The organism is Comamonas sp. A7-5, assembly GCF_039581385.1.
Taxonomy (GTDB): Bacteria; Pseudomonadota; Gammaproteobacteria; order Burkholderiales; family Burkholderiaceae_C; genus Comamonas; species Comamonas thiooxydans.
The window spans coordinates 227,914-249,656 of the sequence record NZ_JBCPWO010000002.1 but is presented as its reverse complement, the minus strand read 5'-3'; the positions used below and the strand labels follow the sequence as shown (position 1 = coordinate 249,656).

20 protein-coding genes are annotated in these 21,743 nt (G+C 59.4%); 4 read left to right on the top strand and 16 right to left on the bottom strand.

The window, feature by feature from the left end:
* Positions 1 to 2: 2 nt before the first annotated feature.
* The gene (pgi, locus tag AAIL67_RS04070) at positions 3 to 1,607 is read left to right on the top strand and encodes a glucose-6-phosphate isomerase (protein ID WP_063661859.1); all 1,605 of its coding nucleotides are present in this window, start codon (positions 3 to 5) and stop codon (positions 1,605 to 1,607) included.
* Between the two features lie 45 nt (positions 1,608 to 1,652).
* Here the strand turns inward: pgi and AAIL67_RS04065 are convergent, their stop codons facing one another.
* The 10 genes from AAIL67_RS04065 to AAIL67_RS04020 form a co-directional block, all read right to left on the bottom strand.
* Positions 1,653 to 2,558 carry an SAM-dependent methyltransferase gene (locus tag AAIL67_RS04065; RefSeq protein WP_343483448.1) on the bottom strand — a complete coding sequence of 302 codons (906 nt, stop codon included), beginning with the start codon at positions 2,556 to 2,558 and terminating at the stop codon, positions 1,653 to 1,655.
* A complete protein-coding gene (locus AAIL67_RS04060; protein WP_003062011.1) occupies positions 2,558 to 3,175 on the bottom strand; it encodes a DUF1415 domain-containing protein in 618 nt (205 codons plus the stop codon). Before AAIL67_RS04060 ends, AAIL67_RS04065 begins: the two co-directional genes overlap by 1 nt.
* A 155-nt stretch (positions 3,176 to 3,330) precedes the next feature.
* Positions 3,331 to 4,509 (bottom strand): deoxyguanosinetriphosphate triphosphohydrolase, encoded by a 1,179-nt coding sequence (locus AAIL67_RS04055; RefSeq protein WP_063661863.1) that lies wholly within the window; start codon positions 4,507 to 4,509, stop codon positions 3,331 to 3,333.
* 84 nt (positions 4,510 to 4,593) lie between these two features.
* Complete coding sequence (gene aroB, locus AAIL67_RS04050; RefSeq protein WP_343483447.1) at positions 4,594 to 5,691, bottom strand: 3-dehydroquinate synthase; 1,098 nt, start codon at positions 5,689 to 5,691, stop codon at positions 4,594 to 4,596.
* A 64-nt stretch (positions 5,692 to 5,755) separates the two neighbouring features.
* Positions 5,756 to 6,292, bottom strand: coding sequence for a shikimate kinase (locus AAIL67_RS04045; RefSeq protein ID WP_034381543.1), 537 nt, complete (start codon positions 6,290 to 6,292; stop codon positions 5,756 to 5,758).
* A gap of 114 nt (positions 6,293 to 6,406) precedes the next feature.
* Entirely contained in the window at positions 6,407 to 8,521 is a 2,115-nt protein-coding gene (locus AAIL67_RS04040; protein WP_343483446.1) for a type IV pilus secretin PilQ, read from the bottom strand.
* On the bottom strand, positions 8,518 to 9,069 hold the full coding sequence (locus AAIL67_RS04035) for a pilus assembly protein PilP (protein ID WP_034357416.1): 552 nt from the start codon (positions 9,067 to 9,069) through the stop codon (positions 8,518 to 8,520). The genes AAIL67_RS04040 and AAIL67_RS04035 overlap by 4 nt, the downstream gene beginning before the upstream one ends.
* Positions 9,066 to 9,740, bottom strand: a complete 675-nt coding sequence (locus AAIL67_RS04030; RefSeq protein WP_034381535.1) for a type 4a pilus biogenesis protein PilO — start codon at positions 9,738 to 9,740, stop codon at positions 9,066 to 9,068. Before AAIL67_RS04030 ends, AAIL67_RS04035 begins: the two co-directional genes overlap by 4 nt.
* Positions 9,740 to 10,351, bottom strand: coding sequence for a PilN domain-containing protein (locus AAIL67_RS04025; RefSeq protein ID WP_012837038.1), 612 nt, complete (start codon positions 10,349 to 10,351; stop codon positions 9,740 to 9,742). The genes AAIL67_RS04030 and AAIL67_RS04025 overlap by 1 nt, the downstream gene beginning before the upstream one ends.
* Entirely contained in the window at positions 10,348 to 11,427 is a 1,080-nt protein-coding gene (locus tag AAIL67_RS04020) for a pilus assembly protein PilM (RefSeq protein ID WP_003061991.1), read from the bottom strand. The genes AAIL67_RS04025 and AAIL67_RS04020 overlap by 4 nt, the downstream gene beginning before the upstream one ends.
* Before the next feature lie 352 nt (positions 11,428 to 11,779).
* Here AAIL67_RS04020 and AAIL67_RS04015 point away from each other — a divergent pair, with 352 nt between their 5' ends.
* Entirely contained in the window at positions 11,780 to 14,110 is a 2,331-nt protein-coding gene (locus tag AAIL67_RS04015) for a penicillin-binding protein 1A (protein ID WP_343483445.1), read from the top strand.
* 66 nt (positions 14,111 to 14,176) lie between these two features.
* On the opposite strand, the gene cyaY is transcribed toward AAIL67_RS04015, so the two are convergent.
* Positions 14,177 to 14,518 (bottom strand): iron donor protein CyaY, encoded by a 342-nt coding sequence (cyaY, locus tag AAIL67_RS04010; protein WP_003061987.1) that lies wholly within the window; start codon positions 14,516 to 14,518, stop codon positions 14,177 to 14,179.
* Between the two features lie 12 nt (positions 14,519 to 14,530).
* Here cyaY and AAIL67_RS04005 point away from each other — a divergent pair, with 12 nt between their 5' ends.
* Both AAIL67_RS04005 and AAIL67_RS04000 read left to right on the top strand, forming a co-directional pair.
* Entirely contained in the window at positions 14,531 to 14,779 is a 249-nt protein-coding gene (locus tag AAIL67_RS04005; RefSeq protein WP_082877269.1) for a lipoprotein, read from the top strand.
* Between the two features lie 74 nt (positions 14,780 to 14,853).
* Positions 14,854 to 15,681, top strand: coding sequence for an MBL fold metallo-hydrolase (locus AAIL67_RS04000; protein WP_059439788.1), 828 nt, complete (start codon positions 14,854 to 14,856; stop codon positions 15,679 to 15,681).
* Here AAIL67_RS04000 and AAIL67_RS03995 read toward each other — a convergent pair.
* From AAIL67_RS03995 to AAIL67_RS03975, 5 genes are all read right to left on the bottom strand, one after another.
* Positions 15,645 to 16,277, bottom strand: coding sequence for a protein-methionine-sulfoxide reductase heme-binding subunit MsrQ (locus AAIL67_RS03995; protein WP_063661871.1), 633 nt, complete (start codon positions 16,275 to 16,277; stop codon positions 15,645 to 15,647). The two genes, AAIL67_RS04000 and AAIL67_RS03995, sit on opposite strands and share 37 nt — an antisense overlap.
* Positions 16,277 to 17,269: a protein-methionine-sulfoxide reductase catalytic subunit MsrP gene (gene msrP / locus AAIL67_RS03990; protein ID WP_034390599.1), complete on the bottom strand. Its 993-nt coding sequence runs from the start codon at positions 17,267 to 17,269 to the stop codon at positions 16,277 to 16,279. The genes AAIL67_RS03995 and msrP overlap by 1 nt, the downstream gene beginning before the upstream one ends.
* 194 nt (positions 17,270 to 17,463) lie before the next feature.
* On the bottom strand, positions 17,464 to 18,798 hold the full coding sequence (ccsB, locus tag AAIL67_RS03985; RefSeq protein ID WP_003058739.1) for a c-type cytochrome biogenesis protein CcsB: 1,335 nt from the start codon (positions 18,796 to 18,798) through the stop codon (positions 17,464 to 17,466).
* Positions 18,795 to 20,975 (bottom strand): cytochrome c biogenesis protein ResB, encoded by a 2,181-nt coding sequence (locus AAIL67_RS03980; protein ID WP_343483444.1) that lies wholly within the window; start codon positions 20,973 to 20,975, stop codon positions 18,795 to 18,797. Before AAIL67_RS03980 ends, ccsB begins: the two co-directional genes overlap by 4 nt.
* A gap of 130 nt (positions 20,976 to 21,105) precedes the next feature.
* On the bottom strand, positions 21,106 to 21,729 hold the full coding sequence (locus tag AAIL67_RS03975) for a c-type cytochrome (RefSeq protein ID WP_034357400.1): 624 nt from the start codon (positions 21,727 to 21,729) through the stop codon (positions 21,106 to 21,108).
* Positions 21,730 to 21,743 lie beyond the last annotated feature (14 nt).

Below are 21,743 nucleotides of genomic sequence, written 5' to 3'. Positions count from 1 at the left end.
CTTTGACGACTCTTTGTCACGAGCTGCCTGCCTGGCAGGCTTTGCAAACCCATTACCGGGCGCAGATCCAGCATCTGGATTTGCGCCAGGCTTTTGCACAAGACCCGCAGCGTCTTGACGCCCTGAGCATGCAGGCGCCACATGTCTTCGCTGATCTGTCGAAGAACCTATGGACTGGCGAGACCGAGGCCTTGCTGAGGCAGCTTGCCGTCGAGAGCCGACTCGCGAGCAAGCGCGACGCCATGCTGGCCGGCGCAGCCATCAATACCAGCGAGCAGCGCAGCGCGATGCACTGGCTGCTGCGCACTCCTGCAAACGGCGGGCAGCTCGCCCAGTCCCCCGTCCTTCGGTCCTGGCCCCAGGACATGCATTCGGCGCTGCGTGAAGTTCACGACACGCTGGATAACATGCTCGCCCTGGCCGATCAGATCAGGGGCAGCCAACAGATCACCGATATCGTCAATATCGGCATCGGCGGCTCGCACCTGGGTCCGGAAGTCGTAGTCAATGCCCTTGAGGACTGGATAGACCAGGACAAGAACTTTCACTTTGTCTCCAATGTGGACGGCCACGAGCTGGGACATGTGCTGCGCCGGGTCAAACCGGAAAGCACGCTGTTTCTGATTGCCTCGAAATCCTTCACCACGGCCGAGACCATGCTGAATGCTCGCTCGGCCAGGCAGTGGTTTCTCGATCATGGCGGCAGCGAAGATCCGCAGGCCCCATGCTCGATAGACCGACACTTCGTGGCCCTCACCACCAATACACAGGCGGCAGCAGAGTTCGGCATACAGCGCACTCTGGGCTTCTGGGACTGGGTAGGCGGACGCTTTTCGCTGTGGTCCGCCATCGGCTTGCCTATCGCCATCGCCATAGGCTCGGCGCAATTCAGGGCGCTACTGGGCGGCGCGCACGCGATGGACGCCCACTTTTTCACAGCCCCTCTGGAGAGCAATCTCCCGGTGCGCCTGGGACTGCTGGACATCTGGTATCGCAATTTCTGCCAGTTTTCCAGCCGCTGCATCGCCCCATACAGCCATGGACTGCGCCGCCTGACGGCCTATCTGCAGCAACTGGAGATGGAGAGCAATGGCAAAAGCATCAACAAGAATGGCGTTCGGCTCACAGCTCCCACGGCACCGGTGATCTGGGGCGAGCCCGGCACCAATGGGCAGCATGCTTTTTTCCAGATGCTGCACCAGGGGCAGGATGTCATACCGGTCGAATTCATTGCCCTGCGCGACGGGGGCAAATACCTGGGCGAGCACCATCAAAGCCTGGTAGTCAACGCGATTGCCCAGGCCCAGGCGCTGATGGTGGGGCGCTGCGGCGAAGGTCTGGAAAAAGACTGCGACGGCAATCGCCCCAGCAGTTTCCTGATGCTTGAAAGACTGGATCCCGCCTCTCTGGGCGCCTTGATTGCGCTGTATGAACATCGCATTTTTGTCTCTGGCGCCATATGGGACATCAACAGCTTCGACCAGTGGGGTGTGGAACTGGGCAAGAAGCTGGCAAAGCAGCTTCATGCCCGCCAGAACCACAATGACTGGGAAGGAGTGGACGCGTCAACGCAGGAGCTGATGAAGCGCCTGATGGAAAGTCACTGAGCATCACAAGCAGCGGGCCCGGCAGAGCTCATGCTTCAAGTCTGCTCAGACCGTGCTGGTTTGCTGCAAATGGGGATAGCGCACGCCAGCCAGACCTTCCAGTCCAAACTCGGCGAGCAGCTGACGCAGGCGTTGCGCTGCACTGCGCTTTTTCTGTCCCGTGTACCGGGCCACAATCAATTCGTTTTTCATGCTGTGCTCCCAGCCCACCAGCTCGGTGACCGTGACCTGGTAGCCGCAAGCCTCCAGATACAGACAGCGCAGCACATTGGTAATCTGACTGCCCATCTCGCGAGTGTGGATCGGGTGACGCCACAACTCGGCCAGCGGAGTGCGCGCCAGGCTCATGGCCTTGGTCTGGCGCAGGCATGCAGCTACCTCGGCCTGGCAGCAAGGCACCAGCACCATGGCCTTGGCCTGCTTTTCCAGCCCGAAGGCTATCGCATCATCGGTCGCCGTATCGCAGGCGTGCAAGGCCGTGACCACGTCAAACTGCGAAGGCATGAAGTCTGCCCGCGTGGACTCGGCCACCGACATATTGAGAAACTCCATGCGCTCGAAGCCAAGTTCAGCCGCAAGCTTCTGAGATGCCTCGACCAAAGGCGCCCGCGTCTCGATACCGAAAATCCGGCCCTGAGCCAAGGCCTTGAAATACAGGTCGTAAAGAATGAACCCCAGATAGGACTTGCCCGCACCATGGTCAGCCAATGTCACGGCATGCCCATCCTTGGACAGCTCGGCAAGCAAAGGCTCGATGAACTGATAGAGGTGATAGACCTGCTTGAGCTTGCGGCGCGAATCCTGATTGAGCTTTCCCTCGCGCGTGAGGATATGCAGGGCCTTGAGCAGCTCAAGGCTCTGGCCGGGCTTGAGCCCCAGTTGCTCGGCGATATCAAGTGCCCCGGCTTTGGCGGGCTTTTGCAGGCTCTGCTTTTTATCAGTCTTGCCCATCACTTCTCTGCCTTCGTCTGACCATGGCCGGTCACGGGGCAGCGGGCCCCGACATCCAGGTCCAGCCAGCCTTCGATGCCGATCTTTTCCAGCGTTTCCATATTGCGCTCGTATATCGTTTCGGCTTCCGGAAACACCTCCACAGCCTTGTCGATGCTGTCTTCGCGCAGCAAGTGCAATATGGGATAGGGAGCACGATTGGTGCAGTTGGTAACGTCGTCCACATCCGTGCCCTCAAACTGAAATTGAGGATGAAACGAGGCGACCTGCAAAATACCACCCAGATCCAGCTCCTCGATCATGGCATCCGCCACTTCAAGAAAGTCATTGAAGTCCAGAAAATCCTGCAGGGCATGGGGCAGTATCAGCAGTGTGGTGTCGCGTTTTTCTGCGTTGGCTTCGGCCAGGGCTTCAAGCTCGCGATGCAGGGCCTCGGCAACCGCCTCTGCATCGGTCGCATCGCTGACGGCATAGTGGATCTGAGCCTTGACATGCACGCCTTTGGCGAAAGGGCATAGGTTGAGACCTATCACGGCCTTTTCCAGCCAGCGCACGGTATCCGCAATCACAAGCTCCGGCGGGAAAGCCTGATCGGCGATGGTTGAAGTTTCGGTCATGACAGGGCCCTCCAAAATGCAAACGGGGGCCATCGCCCCCAAAGAATGCGCACTGGGCGGGAAATATTCCGGCTCTAGATACACAGAACCGCTATTTTAGCGATCCGGCCTGTGCCATGCTCGCCACTGGCAGCAAGACCGTTGGCGAGCTTCCTTCAGGCCTCGCCCAGCAGCTTAAGCCCGGTGATGCGCTCATGCTCGCGCGCCGCATAACGATCAGTCATACCCGCAATAAAGTCTGCCACCACTCGCGCACGTTCATGCAGGGTAGTGACGATATGGGCACGCTGAACAAAGCGCGGCTTCATGCGTTCAGGCTCCACCATATAAGCGGCAAACAGCTCTTTCACAACTTGCTGGGCACTGCTCATGGTCTGCATGACTTGAGGGTGCCGATAGAGCTGCCTGAACAAGAACTGCTTTAGCACCAGGGACTGAGCTTTCATCTCTTCGCTGAAACCGATCAGCGTCCGATCATGCTGACGAACCTCCTGCACCGAGCGCACAGCCGCCTGCTCAATACCGGCCTGTGAGTGATGGATGACGTCATAGACCTGGTCACTGAGCATGCGGCGAATGCTCTCATAGAGCAGCTTGCGCTGAGCATCCGGCAGAGCCAGATCGGGCCAATCCGCCAATGTCGAGGCGTAATAGCGGGCAAACAAAGGCACGGCTTCACGCAGCTGGGCCATGGTGATCAGACCCGATCGAACGCCGTCGTCCACATCGTGGGCGTTATAGGCAATCGCATCCGCCAGATTGCATAGCTGTGCCTCCAGAGAAGGCTGAGTGCCATCCAGAAAACGCTGAGCCACGCCGCCGGGCTCACGTGCATTCAGCAATTGCGCATTGCTGAGCGAGCAATGCTTGAGAATTCCCTCGCGCGTTTCAAAAGTCAGGTTCAGACCGTCAAAGGCAGGATAACGCTCCTCCAACCTGTCCACTACACGCAGACTTTGCAGATTGTGCTCAAAACCGCCATGAGGCTTCATGCACTCATTGAGCGCGTCTTGCCCCGCATGTCCAAAAGGTGTGTGCCCCAGATCATGCGCCAGACAGATGGCTTCAACCAGGTCTTCATCCAGCCGCAAAGAACGCGCGATGGAGCGCCCCAGCTGCGCCACTTCCAGAGAATGCGTGAGCCGGGTTCGGAACAGGTCGCCCTCATGATTCACAAAGACCTGGGTCTTGTAAACCAGTCGCCTGAAGGCCGAGGAGTGAACAATGCGATCCCGATCGCGCTGAAAGTCGCTGCGCGTGGGAGCCGGGGGCTCAGCAAAGCGACGCCCGCGGCTTTGCTGGGGATGGCAGGCGTAGGAAGCCAGAGCGGTCATGCAAATCGCCTCAACAACTCGATGCGATGACTCTAACAGCTATGGGCTCGCTTCCCCCAGGGTCTGCTCACATAGCGCCATCCATCAAGCGCAGCAACTATCGATCACTTCACGCACCAGCGCGTCGGGTGCCGACCTCATCACCGCCTTGCCGGGACCATCGATCAGCACAAAGCGGATTTCACCGGCTTCGGATTTCTTGTCGACCCGCATCAGCTCCAGATAGCGACCAGCATTGTCCTGGGCATCGATGACCGCTGCGCGCACCGGCAAGCCCGCTCGCTCAATCAGCTTGCGCAGACGCGAGACAAAGCTCGCCTCCACCAGGCCAAGACGTTGGGACAGCTCCGCCGCCATCACCATGCCTGCCGCCACACCTTCACCGTGCAGCCAGTTGCCGTAGCCCATGCCGGCCTCGATCGCATGACCGAAGGTATGGCCAAAATTGAGAATCGCGCGCAGACCCGCTTCCTTCTCGTCCTGCCCCACGACCCAGGCCTTGATCTCCACACTTCGCTTGACGGCATGGGCGAGCATGTCGCGATCGCGGCGCAGCAGGCCATCCATGTTCTGCACAAGCCAGTCGAAGAACTGCATATCGGCAATAGGGCCGTATTTGATGATTTCCCCCAGACCTGCGCTCAACTCGCGCTCTGGCAGGGTATCCAGCGTAGCAAGATCGCAGAGCACCAGCTGCGGCTGGTAGAAGGCTCCAATCATGTTCTTGCCCAGCGGGTGGTTGATGGCAGTCTTGCCCCCCACCGAGGAATCGACCTGGGACAGCAGCGTGGTCGGCACCTGCACAAAAGGCACGCCACGCATATAGCTGGCGGCAGCAAAGCCCGTCATATCCCCCACAACACCGCCGCCCAGTGCAAACAGCACCGTCTTGCGGTCACAACCATGCTGCAGCAGGGCATCAAAAATCAGGTTCAGAGTCTGCCAGTCTTTATGCGCCTCGCCATCGGGCAACACCACCTCGTGAACCTGGGCGTATTGGCCGCTCAAGGCCTGCTTGAGCGCAGACAGATAAAGCGGGGCCACGACATCATTCGTCACGACCAGAGCCGCCGCCGCCTTGGGCAATGCCTGCCAAGTGGAGCTCTGGGCCAGCAAGCCCTCTGCAATCACGATGGGATAGCTGCGCTCTCCCAGATCAATATGCACCGTTTCCACGTTCAACCTCTCTCAAAATACATAGCAGGAACCACACGCAGTGTATTGACCAACAAGCTTTTCAGCGCAATCAGGAATGCTGACCGAGCTCAATCTGCATGGCCACTCGCTGGGCCACCTGCGTGGCGGACAGGCCGCTGCCCGCCACCACAAAATCCGCAACCTCCTTGTAGAGCGGATCTCTGATGGCATGCAAATCCAGCAAGCGCTGCAAAGGATTGTCCACTTGCAGCAAGGGACGCTGAGTATCCCGCTGCAGGCGCTTGGCAATCTCATGCGGTGATGCACTCAGATAGACCACCTGTGCATGCTCGGCCAGCTCCTGCCGGTTTTCAGCCTTCAGCACGGCACCGCCACCTGTGGCAACCACCGTTTTCTCAGGTCGCGCCAGCAACGCTGCCAGCACCTCCTGCTCTACATCCCTGAATCTGGACTCGCCTTCCTTGGCAAAAAAATCGCGAATCGTGCAGCCGATATGCTCTTCGATGGCCACGTCCACATCCACAAAAGGCATAGACCAACGCTTGGCCAAATAGCGTCCGATGGTGGATTTGCCGGAGCCTGGCAAACCCACAAGGGCAATATGAAATTTCTTTAGAACAGTCATCGCGTTACCGTCATCCGCCAATCTGGCCAGCCCATGATTCTCGCAGCCCGCAGATATTACAAATGAAAAGGCCCGCATCAACTCGTGCGGGCCCTATGTAAAAACTGATAACAGTTATTTGCTGGTGCTGCGCGCCTGGCTCAGCATCTTGGGAGTGATGAAAACCAGCATTTCACGCTTGCTCGAAGCCTTGGTGTTGCTACGGAACAAATGCCCCAACACAGGCAGATCTCCGAACAGCGGTACCTTGTTGAGCTGGTTGGTCTCCTCCAATTCAAAGATACCGCCAATCACGACCGTGCCGCCATTCTCGACCAGCACCTGGGTCTTGACATGCTTGGTATCAATGGCGACGCCCTGAGTCGTGGTCTCACCGCGGCTGTCCTTGTTCACATCCAGATCCAGAATGATGTCGCCTTCAGGGGTAATTTGCGGAGTCACTTCCAGCTTCAGCACGGCCTTCTTGAACGAGATGGTCGTGGCGCCATTCGGCGCAGTCACGGAGTATGGGTATTCCGTGCCTTGCTCGATCAATGCCTTGTTCTGGTCTGCCGTCACCAGGCGGGGGTTGGAGATGATCTTGCCATCACCTTCTGCTTCCAAAGCGGACAGCTCCAGGGACAGGAAACGCGTCATCGAGCTATTGAAGACAGAGAATGCGACCTGCCCCACAGTGTTGATTCCCGAAACACTGGCTGGCAAGTTGACGAAATTGCCACTGGGGAACTTGGAGCTTGATCCTGATCCGCTGTCAGGCAGGAACTGAGACGATGTCATGGAGGCATTGCTGCCAACAGCCCCTCCGCCGAACTTCACACCCAGCGAACGGCCAAAGGTATCGCGTGCCTCCACAATGCGGGCCTCGATCATGACCTGGCGCACCGGCACATCCAGCGTTGCCAGCAAAGCCTTCATTTCTTCCAGCTTGGTCGGCGTATCCGTCACAAACAGCTGATTGGTGCGTGGCTCGGAAATAGCGGAGCCGCGCGATGACAGAAAGCGCGTGCTGGACCCTGTACTGCCTGCACCACCGCCGCCTGTCGAAGTCGTGATCTGCTGCAGGATGTCCGCCGCCTTTGCATAGTTGAGCTGGAAGCCTTGCGTGCGCAAAGGCTCCAGCTTCTGGATCTCCATGGCCGCTTCGTAGTCACGCTTGGTACGCGCGTCAATCTCGTCCTTGGGAGCGATCCAGAGCACGGAGCCGGACTTGCGCATGCCCAGCCCCTTGGCATCCATGATGATCTGAAGAGCCTGGTCCCAAGGCACATCCTTCAGACGCAGAGTCAAGGCACCTGTCACCGTATCCGAGGTGACGATATTGAAGTTGGTGAAGTCCGCGATGACCTGCAGCAAAGAGCGCACTTCAATATTCTGGAAATTGAGCGACAGCTTTTCGCCGCTGTAGCCCGGGCCTTGCGTCAACTTGCTGGTGTCGACCTTTTTCTGGCGCACTTCCACCACGAACTGATTGTCGCTCTGGTATGCGCTGTGCTCCCAGTCACCCACAGGGTCAATGCGCATCCGAACACGATCGCCTTGCTGAGTGGTCGATATCGTTTGCACAGGCGTACCGAAATCCCCCACATCGAGCTTCTTGCGCAAATTTTCAGGCAGGGCTGTACGCAGGAAGTCCACCGTCAGGCCCTTGCCCTCCTGCCGCAGATCCACCCCCACCTGGCTGCTGCCAAGGCTGACTACAACCCGGCCGGAGCCATCGCTACCACGGCGAAAGTCGATACCGCGAATCGGAGCTGCGTCAGAGGCTGCCGTCTTGTTCTCGAACACCGGAGCCATGACAGGAGCCGCAGCTGCAGCGGTTGTCGCGGCACCTGCGGGATCAAGCAAGATCAGCAAAGATTTGCCCTGGCGCTGCAAGCGATAGGTCGTAGCCGTCTTCAGATTCAATACCAGGCGTGAGCGACCCGATGCTTCCACCAGATTTGCCGAGCGCAGATTGCCCTGATTGAATTCAAGCGACGACTTGCCCGAGCCATTGCTCACACCCGGAAAATCCAGAGCGATACGCGCCGGAGACTGAACCACGAATCCGGTCGGGTCTGCAGCCAGCGGTTCGGACAGCTCGACACGGACGACCTCGGAGCCTGACTGCAAAGCGCCTGTAACAGCCTCAATGCGGGCTTGCGCCCAAGCTGCCGAAGAAAGCAAAAGGCCGCTCAGGGTCAGACCCCAACGGGCCTTCGCCATAGTGCTGCGATTAATACCCATCATTTGCCGACCTCCTGCAACTCCAAAGTGCTTGTTCTTTCAATCCAGTCACCACCGCCATCCTGGACAATTTCTCTTAGCTGGATGGAGTTTTCCGTAATCTTGGTGATCTTTCCGTAGTTCTGCCCCAGATAGTTGCCGACACGTACCTGATAGAGCAGGCCGCCGACTTTGACCAAGGCCGTGGGCACGTTCTTTTTGTCGAGACTGCCCACCATGGTCATGGTGTCCAGCGGCTCGGCCTCCAGCGGCTCCTTGCGGCGACTCAGCTCTGGCGTGAGCAACGCCGTGCTGATGTTGGATTGCGCAGACTCCTTGCGCAGCACCTGGATCAGCTTGAGCGGATTGAAGGGATCCATGCCATCAGCCCCTGTATAGGCCTGGGGCTTGAAAGGCTTGGGCTCCTCCAGAGGAGTCACGCGAGGCTTGGCATTGGCACGCTCCTGGGCCATCCACTCACGCAGTTGCTCCTCCTCGGAGGAGGTGCAACCCGCCAGCAAAGCACTGCTCATCAGGACCAGCCAGACAGGGCTCAAGAATGCTCTGCTCATTTCTTCCCCTTGGCCGCGTCACGCTGCGCCTTGACTTCGTCCGCATCCAGATATCGGAACGTCCGTGCCGTGGCATCCATGGACAGCACATCCGTGTCCTTGCCGCCCGGGGCGATGGACAGATTGTTCAAGGTCACAATACGGGACAGGAAAGCGATATCCGAGGCAAAAGCACCGATGTCGTGATAGCGCCCCGTCACCTTCAGGGTGATTGGCAGCTCGGCGTAGTACTCCTTGGTCACCATGGCGCCAGGGCGGAATACTTCAAACTGCAGACTACGCCCCAAGCCGGCCTGGTTGATATCGGAAAGCAGAGCCGCCATCTCCGCCTTGCTGGGCAGTTGCTTTTCCAGCTGCGTCACATACTGCTGCACCTGCTCGCGCTGCTTCTTCAAGCCCTCCAGGCTCACTGCCTTGACCATTTTCCTGGAATAGTCTTCGCGCAGAGTCACCTCGGTCGCACGCTCGGCGTCGAGCTCTGCTTCGTAATCCTTCAGAACGACGAACCACAGCAAGGCTGCGACAGCGACTGCAACGGCAACATACAGCAGTGCCTTGGGCAAGGCTGGCCAGACCGAAGGGTCATTGGGATCCAGATTCCGGAATTGGCGCTGAATTCTCTCTTGCAGCGCAGCGAAATCGATGTCCAGAGATTTCTTCTTTTTTGCCATCACTGCGCTTTCACAGAAGAGCTTGCAGCAAGCAGATTCTTCTCCGCATCGCTGGCCCTGGTCAGATTGAAGCGCAATGTGAATGCAGCTGCACGGCGCTTATCCTTGGCAGTCACATCAACCGTCTTGGCCACAATTTCCATCAGCTCCGGCTTGGAGAACCAGGGCGAGCCATCCGTAAGATTGCGCAGCATCTCGGAAATACGTTCATTCGACTGTGCAGTTCCCTGCATGGTCACCGACAGGCCTTCTTGCTTGATGCTGCTGATGTAGACACCGTCCGGCAGTTGCTTGACCAGCTCATTGAGCATGTACACCGGCAGGTTACGGTCAGACTGCAGATCCTCCACCGCCTTCTGCCGTGCACGCAGAGCGGTGATTTCGGCCTCAAGCCCCTCGATTTCCTTGATCTGTGTTTCCAGGACCTTGATTTCGGAGCGCAGCAGATTGTTCTTGTTCTGCTGGCCCTCGATCATCATCTGGAAGTACCAGTAAATCAGTGCTGCGATCAGCAGTCCACCCAGTGCGCCCAGCACCATATTGACCTGAAACGCTTCTTTACGGCGCTTCTTGGCCGCCTCGCGGTGCGGCAAAAGGTTAATCAGTATCACTCTTGAAACCTCCGCATGGCCAAACCGCAAGAGGTCAGATAGGACGGCGCTTCACGAGCCATCTTCTTCAGACGCACGCCGCTGCCAATTTCCATGCCTTCGAAGGGATTGGCAAGACTGCAGGCACATCCAGTCTGCTGGCTGACGGCATCCACCAGCCCCGGCAAAGACGACGATCCACCTGCCAGCAACACATGATCGACGCGGTTATAGGGAGTACTCGTGAAGAAGAACTGCAACGCTCGCGCCACTTCCTGGGTCAGGCTTTGCACGAAGGGCTTGAGCACACCAGCCGCGTAGTCGTCCGGCAATTCGCCGCTGCGCTTCTTGGCCTCCGCCTCTTCCGGAGAAAAACCGTACTGGCGTGCAATCAACTGGGTAAGCTGTGCACCGCCAAAGGCCTGATCACGCTCATACAGCACCTCGTCATTGCGAAGCACCTGCATGCTGGTAGTCATCGCGCCCACCTCGAATAGCGCCACGACAGCGTCACGCCCGGCATTGGGCAAACGCGACACCAGACGCGTTGCCGCCATTCGGGCGGCGTAGGGCTCGATATCGATCACCATGGGCTTGAGACCGGCAGCCTCGGCCAGGCCCTGGCGGTCCTGCACTTTTTCCTTGCGCGATGCAGCAATCAGCACATCCACATCGCCAGGCGACACCAGCGACGGGCCTATGACACAGAAATCCAGGCTCACCTCATCGAGCGAGAACGGAATGTATTGATTAGCTTCGGACTCGACCTGAACTTCCATTTCCAGCTCGGTCAAGCCGGCTGGCAAGGTGATCTTCTTGGTAATCACAGCAGCAGCTGGCAACGCCATGGCCACTTGCTTTGTACGCGTTCCGCTTTTCTTGACCAGCCGGCGCACGGCCTCCGCCACCTCATCAAATTTCTCAATATTGCCGTCGGTGATCCAGCCTTTTTCAAGAGGCTCAATCGCACAACGCTCCAGTTGCCACTCGCCGGATTTGCTTTTGGCCAGCTCGACCAGCTTCACGCTGGAGGAGCTGACATCAATGCCAAGCAAAGGTGCAGGCTGACGGCTGAATAAAGAACTCAGAGCAATCAACATGCCCCCCCAAGTTTGTAAGAATGGAAACAAAAGCCAGCAATACCCCGGGATCCTAGCAGCAAGCTATAGCAGCACATGCTTTGCTGCAGCGCTGTTCACCGTATTTCGTGGTCAAAAAAAGACAAACTTGTGTAACGTCAAACCGCAAGAACCTCAGCCCTTGCGCATACTGGTGCTTACCCTGTGATTTAGGATTCAATCAAAGCGCGGCCCCTCCCCGGCCGCCACGATGCTTTTCCGGGCGGCATTTCTATAATGTCCTACCCCTTGCCAATACTGCGAAATGCCGCCATCAGAACATTCTGCTCACCAGGCACCTGCGCCTGGATCTCAAACTCCCAAAAAACGCATGCACTGGCTGCCGCGTTCCATTTTCTGGCTGATCGGAATTGCCGTCGCCGCTGCCCTGGCCGTTTTGCTGGCCGTGGCTGTGGCGCTGGCCATGGCCTACCCCAATCTTCCCGATGTCTCCGAACTTGCAGACTACCGCCCCAAGCTACCGCTGCGGGTGTACTCCAGCGAAGGCGCTTTGCTGGGTGAATTTGGGGAGGAGCGTCGCACCCTGACGCCCATCAACGAGATCCCCAAGGTCATGACGGATGCCGTGCTGGCCATCGAAGACACCCGCTTCTTCGAGCATGGCGGCGTGGACTACAAGGGCATGCTGCGTGCTGCGCTGGCCAACCTGGGCAAGGTCAAGAGCCAGGGCGCTTCCACCATCACCATGCAGGTCGCGCGCAATGTCTACCTCTCTTCCGAGAAAACCTATACCCGCAAGATCTACGAAATCCTGCTGACCTTCAAGCTTGAGCACTTGCTTACCAAGGAGCAGATCCTCGAGATCTACATGAACCAGATTTTCCTTGGCAACCGTGCCTATGGCTTTGCAGCTGCCTGCGAAGCCTATTTCGGCCATCCGCTCAAGGACATCACGGTGGCCGAAGCCGCCATGCTGGCCGGCCTGCCCAAGGCTCCATCGGCCTACAACCCGATCAGCAACCCCAAGCGCGCCCGCATCCGCCAGCTCTACATCATCGAGCGCATGGAGGAAAACGGTTTCATCACCGCAGAGCAGGCCAAGCAGGCCCGCGAAGAGCCGCTCAAGCTGCGTACTGCCGCCAATTCGACCCGTGTACATGCAGAGTACGTGGCTGAAATGGCCCGTCAACTGATCTTTGCCCAATACGGCAGCGACGCCTATACCCGCGGCCTGAACGTCTACACCACCCTCAATGCCGGTGAACAGGAGGCTGCCTACAAGGCTTTGCGCGAAGGCATCATGAACTACGAACGCCGCCAGAAGTACCGCGGCCCCGAGAAGTTCATCACTCTGCCAGTCAACGCTCAGGAGCTGGAAGACGCCATCGACGATGCCCTGGCCAACCATCCCGACAACGGCGATGTGGTTGCAGCCGTGGTGCTGGAAGCCTCGCCGCGCAAGATTGTCGCGGCCCGTGCGGACGGTACCCATTTCGAGATCACGGGCGACAACCTCAAGCCTGCCGAATCCGGCCTCAGCCCCAAGGCACCGCCCAATATCAAGATCCGCCCCGGTGCCGTGATCCGCGCCATCAAGAACGCCAAGGGTGCCTGGGAAATCACCCAGCTGCCCGAAGTCGAAGGCGCTTTTGTGGCCATGTCCACGCAAACCGGCGCCATCCGCGCGCTGATCGGTGGTTTCGACTTCGAAAAGAACAAGTTCAACCACGTGACCCAGGCCTGGCGCCAGCCCGGCTCCAGCTTCAAGCCCTTCATCTACTCGGCAGCGCTGGAGCACGGCTTCTCGCCCTCCACCATGATCAATGACGCACCGATCTTCTTCAGTGCGGCAACCACTGGTGGTCAGCCCTGGGAGCCCAAGAACTACGACGGCCGCTACGACGGCCCCATGACCATGCGTACGGGCTTGAACAAGTCCAAGAACATGATCTCCATCCGATTGCTTCAGGCCATCGGTCCGAAGACCGGACAGGAATGGGCGACGCGCTTTGGCTTTGAAGCCGCCAAACAGCCCGCTTACCTGACCATGGCTTTGGGCGCCGGTTCCGTCACGCCGCTGCAGATGGCGGGAGCCTATTCGGTGTTTGCCAACGGCGGCCACCGTATCAACCCCTGGCTGATTGCCCGCGTGACCGACCACAAGGGTCGCATCCTCTCCGAGTTCACCCCACCTGCGGTGAAGGAGCTGCCCCAAGCCATCCCCGAGCGCAATGCCTTCCTCACCGGCACCCTGCTCAATGATGTGGCACGCGTGGGCACGGCTGCACGTGCCCAGGCCACACTCAAGCGCCCCGACCTGTATGGCAAGACCGGCACCACCAATGACTCGGTGGACGCCTGGTTTGCCGGCTACCAGCCCAGCATTGCCGCTGTCTCCTGGATTGGCTACGACACCCCGCGCAACCTGGGCTCGCGCGAAACAGGTGGCGGCCTGAGCCTGCCCATCTGGATCAATTTCATGCAGCATGCGCTCAAGGGAGTCCCCGTCGCCGAAGTGCAAACCCCGCCCGGCGTGGTCAATATGGGCGGCGACTGGTATTACGAAGAAAACGCCCGCAACGGCGGCGTCTCCAGCCTCGGCATGGAAGGCGCCTCCGATCCTGGCAGCGCAGGCCCGGGTGCCACCCAGCCGCCAGCCGCAGAGGAGCGCAGCCGCATTCTGGACCTGTTCAGAAACTAAGCCCTCGCAAAGCAAAAAGCCTGCCTCTCATCGAGGCAGGCTTTTTTATTCCAGCACCCTGAATGTTCAGGCCAGGGCTTTGAACTCCAGAGCCATGCCCGACTGCTCGCTTGCATATTGCGTCAGATTGGCAAAGAACTCGCCAGCACCCTTGGTGTCCAGCCAGACTTTCTTGTCTTCGTCAAAGCGATAGTGAAAGCCACCTGCCTTGGCCGCCAGCCAGATTTCATGCAGGGGTTTTTGCTGGTTGATGACAATCTGGCTGCGATTGGCAAACACCAAAGTCACCATGCCGCCCACACGCTGTGCATCAAGGTCGGCATCGGTTTCGTCATTGATGCGATCACAGCATTGCTCCACAGCCAGCAGAAGTTGGTCGGCGCGATCCAGATATTCAAGGTCAGTCATTACAATTTGCCCATGTTGAAAGCCAACCAAATTTTAGTCAGGAGCATTGCCCTTGCGGCTTGTGCGGCGTCCCTGGCAGCACTTTCCGCCTGCGGGCAAAAAGGCCCGCTCTATCTGCCTACAGATCCTGCGGCGCAGGGGCGCGCCACGCTACCCGAAACACTGGGCATTTCCACCAAGCCTTCCAGCGCAGCAACACTTGCAACGAAAGCCACGCCGATAGAGGCCAACGAGATTCCCCAGACCGATGCCAAGCCCTGAGGCTTGATGCACATCAACATGGCGCCCGGACTTACTCTCTAGAGTGATGGCATCTTGTCCTTTGACAAACTGCCATGTCCATTGAGCTCTATCGCGACAAAAACCACGTCTGTCTGATGTTCACCGACCTCATCGAGGAGGACGGTCAGGCGATTCAGGCCAACCAGTTCCTGATCGTGGACAACGGCACGGGCGCCATCATTGATCCCGGTGGCAACCTGGCTTTCAACGAGCTGTTCATGGGCATGTCGCGGCATTTCCCGCCGCAAAAGCTCGCCTATCTGATTGCCTCGCATGCCGACCCGGACATCATCGCCTCGCTGGATCGCTGGATGAGCAGCACGCGCGCACAACTGGTCATCTCGCGCATCTGGGAGCGCTTTGCACCGCACTTCACCAAGGTGGGCAAAACGGAAAACCGCGTCATTGGCGTACCTGACTCGGGCGGACGCCTGCCTCTGGGCCACAGCGAGCTGGTGCTGCTGCCCGCGCATTTTCTCCATGCCGAGGGTAACTTCCACTTCTACGACCCCATCAGCAAGATTCTGTTCACGGGCGACCTGGGCGTCTCTCTGACCACCGGCGCAGAAGCGCAGAAGCCCGTCACCGACCTCGCCCCGCATATTGCACGCATGGAAGGCTTTCATCGCCGCTACATGGTCTCCAACAAGATTTTGAGACTATGGGTGCAGATGGCACGGCAGTTGCCCATAGACATGATCGTGCCCCAGCATGGCGCTCCCATCATGGGCAAACAGGCGATTGGCGACCTGTTCAACTGGCTCGAAGGCCTGCAATGCGGCATCGACCTGTTCGACCAGCGCGCTTACCAGCTGCCTTCGGCAGAGATCGATCCGATCTCGCGTCAGGTACGTCCGCCGCTGCGCGCCGTGGCAGGTTGATTGCTTCTGAGTGCACGCAGCACTCGCCAGCCGAGCAAGGCACCGAGAATGGCTGCATAGACGGCCACCTCGCCAAAATTGTTCTTGCCGGCGCGCATCCAGAAAAAATGCAGCAAGGCCAGCGGCACCGCCACATAGACTGCTCGGTGCAGCCATTGCCAGCGCTTGCCGCCCAGAGCCCTGAGCATGAACTTTGGCGAGGTGACGGCCAGCACCAGCAGCAGTACCCAGGTGCTGAAACCCACCAAGATGAACGGGCGCTTGGGAATATCGGCCACGATATCGCCCCAGTCCAGCCCCATGTCGAACCAGGCATAGCAAAGCAGGTGCAGACAGGCGTAGAAGAACACATACAGGCCCAGCATGCGCCGGTAACGCACCAGCAGATTCCAGCCGCTGATCTGGCGCAGCGGCGTCACCGCCAGCACTATGCAGAGAAAGCGCAGGGTCCAGTCGCCCGTGCTGCGCAGCAGGGCTTCGGCCGGATTGGCCCCCAGCCCGTCGGTGAACGCCGCATATAACAGCCATGCGCAAGGCAGCAGGCACAGCATGAAGACCAGTGGCTTGGCCCAGGGCTTGAGCAACCAGGCCTGCATCAGTAGAACTTCTTCAGGTCCATGCCCGCATACAGCGACGCCACCTGATCGCCATAGCCGTTGAACAGCAGAGTCTTGCGGCGCTTGGCGAACAGCCCGCCCTCACCGATGCGCCGCTCGGTGGCCTGGCTCCAGCGCGGATGATCGACCTCGGGATTCACATTCGAATAAAAGCCGTACTCGTTGCGTGCCGCCTTGTTCCAGGCGGTGCCCGGCTCCTTGTCGGTCAGGCGGATCGCCACCAGCGACTTGGCGCTCTTGAAACCATATTTCCAGGGCACGACCAGGCGCAGCGGCGCACCATTCTGATTGGGCAGTACCTCGCCATACATGCCGAAGGCCAGCAGCGTCAGCGGGTGCATGGCCTCATCCAGCCGCAAGCCTTCGGTATAGGGCCAGTCCAGCACACCGCTTCTGAGTCCTGGCATCTGGGCCTTGTCGGCCAGGGTGACGAACTCCACATACCTGGCGCCGGAGAGCGGCTGCACTTTCTTGAGCAGTTCGGACAACGAGTAGCCCACCCAGGGGATGACCATGGACCAGCCCTCCACGCAGCGCAGGCGGTAGATGCGCTCTTCCATGGACGCGAGCTTGAGCAGGCTTTCGATGTCCAGGGTCTGTGGCTTCTGCACCAGGCCTTCTATGCGCACCGTCCAGGGCCGGGTCTTGAGCGTGTGTGCATTGCGTGCGGGCTCGTCCTTGTCGAGCCCGAACTCGTAGTAGTTGTTGTAGCTGGTCACGTCCTGGTAGCTGGTGGTCGCCTCCACGGTCATGGCGCCGGCCACCTTGCTGGCCACGCCCTTCAGGGCGGGTAGATGCACGCGATCGGCCGCAGCCAGCGCATCGCGGCCGGCCCAGCCGGCCAAGGTGGCGCCCGCCGCCCCCATGGCCAGGGTCTGCAGAAAGTCCCGGCGCTGCAGGTATTGGGTCTGAGGCGTGATCTCGCTGCCCAGTGGATGCTCAAAGCCTTGGTTGCTGTGACGAATCAGCATAGGAATGCTCCCAAACGACAATCAAGAGTAGTGCGATTTGGAAGCCCTCTGCGTCAGCAAAGTTCCCCCGAAGTGCTTAATAAAAAAGGAGCTGCTTGCGCTTGATGATCAATGGTTTCAGATTGTTTTCAACCTGAAATCCTTATTCAATCAGCGCAAGCAGCTCCTGTTTTTTGGGGTGCTTGTTACGCGGCCTACAGCTCGCCGTAGCTGTGCAGGCCCGACAGGAACATGTTCACGCCCAGGAAGGCAAAGGTGGTGACGGCCAGACCCGCCAGCGCCCACCAGGCAGACACCGTGCCGCGAAGACCCTTCATCAGGCGCATATGCAGCCAGGCCGCATAGTTGAGCCAGACGATCAGCGCCCAGGTTTCCTTGGGGTCCCAGCTCCAGTAGCCGCCCCAGGCCTCGGCGGCCCACAGAGCGCCGAGCACGGTGGCGATGGTGAAGAAGGCAAAGCCCACGGCGATGGCCTTGTACATAACGTCGTCCAGAATCTCGAACGAGGGCAGACGGGCCGCAATGCGCTTGCGCGAGAGCAGGATGCCGGCCACGATCAGGGCCGAGATGCCGAAGTACACCATCCAGTAGCTGCCGCCGTTCTCGGTCGCACCCTTGCGAAAGACGATGGGCTCGAAGCACAGCACCACGCCCAGCAGCCACAGCGGCGCAAGCTTGTACCACTTGGTCTCGGTGGCCTGCTGCTTGATCAGATATGCAAACGCCACCATGGCAGACAGCGCAAACGTGCCGTAGCCGATGAAGTTGGCGGGCACATGCAGCTTCATCCACCAGCTCTTGAGAGCCGGCACCAGGGGCTGAATCTCATGGGCCTGGCGCACCAACGTGTACCAGAGCAGAAAGCCCACGGCCGCGCTGACCACCAGCATCACAAAGCCGCCCAGGGCACGCGTGTCGTAATGCTGCTCGTAGTACAGATAGAAGATGGCCGTCATCCAGCAGAACATGACGAACACTTCATAGAGATTGCTGACGGGGATATGGCCGATGTCCGGGCCCAGCAGATAGCTCTCGTACCAGCGCACCATGGTGCCGATCAGCGCCATGGCGACAGCCAGCCAGGCCAGGCGCGAGCCCAGCAGCGACATGACCGAGCGCTCGCCCTTGGCAAACACGCCTATCCAGTAGAACGCCGTGCTGATGAAGAACACCATGCTCATCCACAGGATGGCGGACTGGCTGGAGAGGAAGTACTTCAGGCCGAAGACGGTCTCCGACCGTGCCAGTTCGCCGCCATCTCCTCCCTGGTACAGACCGATGGCCATCAGCGAGAAGCCGGCCACGGTCAGCATCAGCACCGCCAGCGGGCGCCAGAACCAGCCCATCCAGATCATGGCAGGGATGGTCGCCAGCAAAATGCCCTTCTCATACACATCCATATAGGCGGCGTAGCGCTGCAGCGCATAGCCCAGGCCCACGGCCACCACGACCGCGAACAACCAGTCAAACCAGTTGCGGCGGGCGAAATAGCCTTCGTTCAGAGTCAATGTCGTGGTTGCGGTGTTCATACAGAACCTCCGGGAGTCTTCTTTTGTAAGGGCTTGGCCCCGATCAGCTTGTCGGCCAGCATGACGAACTCGCGGTCGCCATCCATGGTCTTGCGGTTGGTGGACAAGGCCATGTTCGCATGGCTGCCATCATTCGCAGGGGTCAGCCAGATCCAGATGCGGCGGTCACGCACGTACAGCATGGCAAAAACGCCGATGATCAGAAAGAGGCAACCCAGGTAAACAATGTTTTTACCAGGAGCGCGTGCCACCTGGAACACGCTGGCCTGGACCTGCTTGAAGTCCTGCAGCATGAAGACCACGGGCGCCGGATAGAACTGCGCGTCGCTGAGCGAGAACACCGATTGCGTCATGAAGGCCTGGGTCTTCTCGTCGTTCTCGAAAGGCTTGAGCCCTGCCTGCTGGCGCACCTGCTGGGCCAGCTCGAACAGCACGCCGTTGAGAATCCGCACCAGCACCTCGCCGGCGCGCTCGCGCTCGGCCTCGGGCACATTGCTGTCCATGAAGTCCGATATCGCCTGCAAACCACCCAGCTGGCGGCCGTCAGGGCCCTTGAACTTGGCGTCCTGTCCGGCAAACAGCTCCAGCGCCTTGAGAGCGGACTGCGTCAGCGGCTCGGCCAGCTCGGGTTTGGAGACATCGACCGCCCGCTGCACATAGGCGCGCGCCGCCTTCTCGGCCTGGGCCTTGTTCTGCATGGCCTGGCGCAGCTGCATGAAGGTGTTCATCGTGCCCTCAGGATCGGCAGGCACGCGCAGATAGCGCATCTGGTCGGCCTGGTTCTCACGCACGCCAAGCAGGAAGACGGGCTGGCCCTCGCCCGTGTCAACGGGCAGCATATAGTTCTGGAACTCGCGCGCCTGACCCGAGGCATCGCGCAGCTTGTAGCCCACGCTGGGGCCGATATTGCGCAAATCCTTTTTGTCCGTGGTCTTGTGGGCAGCGCCCAGACGCTCGTCGATGGCCTGCTTCAGATCGACCTTGCGCACATCGGTGCCGGCACCGCCCTTGTCCTGGCCGCCGAAGTTCTCCACATTGATGGTGCGCAGTGCCGTGTACTCCAGCGTCACCTTGTCCTGCTGGCCATCGGCCAGCTTGCGCACGAACTCGGTCGAGTTGCCGATCACGCCCTCCACGTCGAAGGGCTGGGAGACGCCATCCATGGGCACGGCATGCAGCTTGACGCTGGAGCCGCCGTCATCGAAGCTGCTCTGGTAGATCTCGATGCCCTTGTAGCTGGCCGGATGGTTCACTTCCACGCGCTTTTCCAGCTTCTCGCCGGTGGCTCGGTCGTGGATGACGATATCGCTGGCGAACAGCTTGGGCATGCCGGTGGAGTAGTACTCCACGATGAATTTCTTGAGTTCCACCGAAAATGGCAGATCTTGCAGCAAGATGCCATCCGATTGATTCAGGATCGCAGTACCGGACTGCGTGCCTTCGGACACCATGAGGTTGCCGCGGAAGGTCGGATTCTTGATCGACAGACGATGCTCTGGCGCCACGTCCGAGATCATGCCGCCGCCGGTATAAGGCGTTTTGCCGCCCAGCAGCATCTGGGCCCGCACGATGAGATCGCCGTCAAACAGCCCGCCAATGCAGATCAGCACGATCGCGCAATGAGCGGCGATATAGCCCAGCTTGTTGGCCGCACCGGCCTTGGCTGCCAGCATCCAGCCGGTACCGGGCCCGGCCGCCGTATCGCGCTGCTGCATCTTGACCTTCCAGCCGCCAGACACCAGTTGCTGGCCGATGCGCTTGGCCGCCTCTTCGGTGCTGCCAGCCACATCCGCCTCGGCGCGATGGTGGAAGGCCTTGAGGCTTTGCTCGCGGAGGTTCTCCTTGTAGTTGCGGATGTCGGCCAGATATTTGGGAGCATGGCGGCTCACGCACAACGAAGTGCTGATGACCAGGAAGGCCAGAATCAGCAGAAACCACCAGGCGCTGTAGACCGCATTGAGCTTCAGCGCCAGAAACAGCTGCGCCCAGAAGGGACCGAACTGGTTGACATAGTTGACCAGCGGTTCATGTTGCTTGAGCACCGTGCCGATGACCGATGCGATGCAGATCACCGTGAGCAGTGAAATCGCAAAGCGCATGGAGGCCAGCAACTCCAGAGTCGCGCGCACTGCCTGTGAGCGAGAGGAGTCACGATCGCGAAGTGGAAGGTCTGACATGAGGATGAGATAGAGCCGAACGCAAAAAGGCGGGCCATCTGCTGAACTAGCCGATGGGCCCGCCTGACTTGGGGGGTGCCAGATGCCTGAAAGTTCCCGAAGTCACCCGCGCATCTGATGAAAAGGATTTTTAACGCAAGCCAGCTATATAGTCTGCCACGGCCTTGATTTCGCGATCATTAAGCTTGGCAGCAACCTGGGCCATGGGAATGCTATTGCTGCGCTTGCCGTCGCGGAAGTCCGTCAACGACTTCACGGTGTATTCCGCATGCTGACCCGACAGACGCGGGTACTGGGCCGGAATGCCGGAGCCGTTGGGACTGTGGCAGCTCGCGCAGGCTGCAATCTGGCGCTCCTGAATGCCACCGCGGTAAATGCGTTCACCCAGGGCGATGGAGTCCTTGTCCTTGGAGAAACCGTTCTTGGGTGCCTGGGTATGCAGCCAGGCCGCAATGTTCTGCATATCGCCATCGCTGAGCGTGGCGGCGAAGCCCTTCATCACCGGGTCGTTGCGCTTGCCATCCTTGAACTCGCGCAGCTGCTTGACCAGATACTCGGGGTGCTGGCCGGCCAGCTTGGGCTGCAGGGGAATGGTGGAATTGCCGTCTGCGGCGTGACAGGCGGCGCAAACCGCCCCATAACTGGCTTGCCCTTTGGCAGCATCCGCCTTCACAGGTGTTTCTCCCGCCGAAAATGCGGGGAAGGCAGGTGCTGCGAAAATGGCAGCAGTCAGCAAAGAGGCAAGCAACTTCATATCAAGGGGCTGGG